Source organism: Mycobacterium sp. P2_H7 (genome assembly GCF_056403275.1).
On the sequence record NZ_JBFUFU010000071.1, the window covers coordinates 1 to 391 of the forward strand.

Genomic DNA, 391 nt, shown 5'->3' on the forward strand with positions numbered 1-391 from the left:
GAACTGCGCAGCCTCCGGGGCGTTGGTAAGCGCTTCTTTTGCGGCGAGCAGCGCCTCTACGTTAACGCCGTTGTTTGCCTGCACTTCGGAAGCCATAATTATTATCCTCCCTACCTTGCACTGGCTCAAAAACCCGACCGATCTCACTGACCTCCCGATCAGATTTCACCATGGCGCGGCATGCTATGGGTCGCGAAGCGTTTCTTCAAGTTGTTTCCGCAGCGGAATGCTCGCCCTCGTGTACCGAGTTGCGCCTTTGCAGGCTCTGGCGCGACCACGACCTTCAGCGTGGTCAATTGCAGTGTCTGCTTCCGGGCGGAGGCAAAGKTYGCCTCTATGGCCGACATGCGGCGCAAAGCTGCCGTTCTTCGGCATGGCCAGCGCTCCCCCC

At 59.4% G+C, this 391-nt stretch carries 1 protein-coding gene; it reads right to left on the reverse strand.

Annotated elements, in window-relative coordinates; translation table 11 throughout:
- Window positions 1–158 precede the first annotated feature (158 nt).
- The coding region (locus tag AC1DY7_RS31400) for a hypothetical protein (protein ID WP_477497663.1) at window positions 159–391 on the reverse strand (233 nt) is incomplete at its 5' end.